Here is a 2,500-nt window from a genome sequence, read left to right as displayed (position 1 = left end):
AGACCGCCAGCTAAGGTCCCAAAGTGTGTATTAAGTGGAAAAGGATGTGGAGTTGCTTAGACAACTAGGATGTTGGCTTAGAAGCAGCCACCATTTAAAGAGTGCGTAATAGCTCACTAGTCGAGTGACTCTGCGCCGAAAATGTACCGGGGCTAAATACACCACCGAAGCTGCGGATTGATACCAATGGTATCAGTGGTAGGGGAGCGTTCTAAGGACAGTGAAGTCAGACCGTAAGGACTGGTGGAGTGCTTAGAAGTGAGAATGCCGGTATGAGTAGCGAAAGACGGGTGAGAATCCCGTCCACCGAATGCCTAAGGTTTCCTGAGGAAGGCTCGTCCGCTCAGGGTTAGTCAGGACCTAAGCCGAGGCCGACAGGCGTAGGCGATGGACAACAGGTTGATATTCCTGTACCACCTCTTTATCGTTTGAGCAATGGAGGGACGCAGAAGGATAGAAGAAGCGTGCGATTGGTTGTGCACGTCCAAGCAGTTAGGCTGATAAGTAGGCAAATCCGCTTATCGTGAAGGCTGAGCTGTGATGGGGAAGCTCCTTATGGAGCGAAGTCTTTGATTCCCCGCTGCCAAGAAAAGCTTCTAGCGAGATAAAAGGTGCCTGTACCGCAAACCGACACAGGTAGGCGAGGAGAGAATCCTAAGGTGTGCGAGAGAACTCTGGTTAAGGAACTCGGCAAAATGACCCCGTAACTTCGGGAGAAGGGGTGCTTTCTTAACGGAAAGCCGCAGTGAATAGGCCCAAGCGACTGTTTAGCAAAAACACAGCTCTCTGCGAAGCCGTAAGGCGAAGTATAGGGGGTGACACCTGCCCGGTGCTGGAAGGTTAAGGAGAGGGGTTAGCGTAAGCGAAGCTCTGAACTGAAGCCCCAGTAAACGGCGGCCGTAACTATAACGGTCCTAAGGTAGCGAAATTCCTTGTCGGGTAAGTTCCGACCCGCACGAAAGGTGTAACGATTTGGGCACTGTCTCAACCAGAGACTCGGTGAAATTATAGTACCTGTGAAGATGCAGGTTACCCGCGACAGGACGGAAAGACCCCGTGGAGCTTTACTGTAGCCTGATATTGAATTTTGGTACAGTTTGTACAGGATAGGCGGGAGCCATTGAAACCGGAGCGCTAGCTTCGGTGGAGGCGCTGGTGGGATACCGCCCTGACTGTATTGAAATTCTAACCTACGGGTCTTATCGACCCGGGAGACAGTGTCAGGTGGGCAGTTTGACTGGGGCGGTCGCCTCCTAAAGTGTAACGGAGGCGCCCAAAGGTTCCCTCAGAATGGTTGGAAATCATTCGTAGAGTGCAAAGGCATAAGGGAGCTTGACTGCGAGACCTACAAGTCGAGCAGGGACGAAAGTCGGGCTTAGTGATCCGGTGGTTCCGCATGGAAGGGCCATCGCTCAACGGATAAAAGCTACCCCGGGGATAACAGGCTTATCTCCCCCAAGAGTCCACATCGACGGGGAGGTTTGGCACCTCGATGTCGGCTCATCGCATCCTGGGGCTGTAGTCGGTCCCAAGGGTTGGGCTGTTCGCCCATTAAAGCGGTACGCGAGCTGGGTTCAGAACGTCGTGAGACAGTTCGGTCCCTATCCGTCGTGGGCGTAGGAAATTTGAGAGGAGCTGTCCTTAGTACGAGAGGACCGGGATGGACGCACCGCTGGTGTACCAGTTGTTCTGCCAAGGGCATAGCTGGGTAGCTATGTGCGGAAGGGATAAGTGCTGAAAGCATCTAAGCATGAAGCCCCCCTCAAGATGAGATTTCCCATAGCGTAAGCTAGTAAGATCCCTGAAAGATGATCAGGTTGATAGGTTCGAGGTGGAAGCATGGTGACATGTGGAGCTGACGAATACTAATAGATCGAGGACTTAACCATATAATATGAAGCAATGTTATCTAGTTTTGAAAGAATATAAAAAACTTGTTGACTTTAAAAGTTAAATGAGTTACAATGATTCTTGTCTTAAATGAATACAGTCTGGTAATGATGGCAGAGAGGCCACACCCGTTCCCATACCGAACACGGAAGTTAAGCTCTCTAGCGCCGATGGTAGTTGGGACCTTGTCCCTGTGAGAGTAGGACGTTGCCAGGCAATCCGGAGGATTAGCTCAGCTGGGAGAGCACCTGCCTTACAAGCAGGGGGTCGGCGGTTCGATCCCGTCATCCTCCACCATTTAGCCGACTTAGCTCAATTGGTAGAGCAACTGACTTGTAATCAGTAGGTTGGGGGTTCAAGTCCTCTAGTCGGCACCAGTTTTTATTGTAAGAGCCATTAGCTCAGTTGGTAGAGCATCTGACTTTTAATCAGAGGGTCGAAGGTTCGAGTCCTTCATGGCTCACCATTTTAATTAATATGCGGGTGTGGCGGAATTGGCAGACGCACTAGACTTAGGATCTAGCGCCTTTGGCGTGGGGGTTCGACTCCCTTCACCCGCACTTTTAATAAAATATCTCAAACATGTCTTGCGGAAGTAGTTCAGTGGTAG

At 51.0% G+C, this 2,500-nt stretch carries 5 tRNA genes and 2 rRNA genes (2 of these 7 cut by a window edge); all 7 read left to right on the top strand.

Annotated features, from left to right (window positions below):
- Positions 1 to 1,889: ribosomal RNA gene (locus tag B9A45_RS01280) — 23S ribosomal RNA — on the top strand (it extends 1,033 nt beyond the left edge of the window).
- A gap of 101 nt (positions 1,890 to 1,990) precedes the next feature.
- A 5S ribosomal RNA gene (rrf, locus tag B9A45_RS01275) occupies positions 1,991 to 2,106 on the top strand.
- Between the two features lie 5 nt (positions 2,107 to 2,111).
- Positions 2,112 to 2,187 (top strand) — tRNA-Val (locus tag B9A45_RS01270).
- Positions 2,188 to 2,191: 4 nt separating this feature from the next.
- A tRNA-Thr gene (locus tag B9A45_RS01265) sits at positions 2,192 to 2,267 on the top strand.
- Positions 2,268 to 2,280: 13 nt separating this feature from the next.
- Positions 2,281 to 2,356, top strand: a tRNA-Lys gene (locus tag B9A45_RS01260).
- Between the two features lie 13 nt (positions 2,357 to 2,369).
- Positions 2,370 to 2,450, top strand: a tRNA-Leu gene (locus tag B9A45_RS01255).
- 29 nt (positions 2,451 to 2,479) lie between these two features.
- Positions 2,480 to 2,500, top strand: a tRNA-Gly gene (locus B9A45_RS01250) (it continues 54 nt past the right edge of the window).

Origin of the sequence: Bacillus sp. JKS001846 (assembly GCF_900176455.1) — a bacterium.
Lineage (GTDB): Bacteria > Bacillota > Bacilli > Bacillales > Bacillaceae_G > Bacillus_A > Bacillus_A cereus.
The sequence above is the reverse complement of the archived record's forward strand: the minus strand, read 5'-3'. Positions and strand labels throughout refer to the sequence as shown.